Genomic DNA, 366 nt, shown 5'->3' with positions numbered 1-366 from the left:
ATTGTTTGTTGTTTTGTTTCAGCAACTTTTATATCTTAACAGCTTACTGAGTGAATGTCAATAACTTTTTTGAAGTTTTATTTCAAAAACGATAAACATTTCAGTAACTTAGTTATAATAACTTAATATATTAAAAGTGTCAATAATTTTATTAAACAACTTTTAAGTACTGTTAGACACCATAATCACGATAAAACCAGTAACAAACACCTTAAAAATAATACAATAATTCATCATAACAAGAAATTGTTATTAATGAAATAAAAATTCCATCCTTTTAGGATGGAACCGCGTGGCGACGTCCTAATCTCACAAGGGGCAACCCCTCACTACAATCGGCGCTAAGAAGCTTAACTTCTGTGTTCG

Annotated in this window: 1 rRNA gene; it reads right to left on the bottom strand. The window is 30.1% G+C overall.

From position 1 onward, the window contains the following. Nucleotides 1-290 precede the first annotated feature (290 nt). Nucleotides 291-366, bottom strand: a 5S ribosomal RNA gene (gene rrf / locus P7D84_RS13905); the annotation flags it as partial.

Source organism: Enterococcus dongliensis, from assembly GCF_031927985.1.
GTDB classification, from domain to species: Bacteria; Bacillota; Bacilli; order Lactobacillales; family Enterococcaceae; genus Enterococcus_A; species Enterococcus_A dongliensis.
This window is presented reverse-complemented; position numbering and strand designations above follow the sequence as displayed.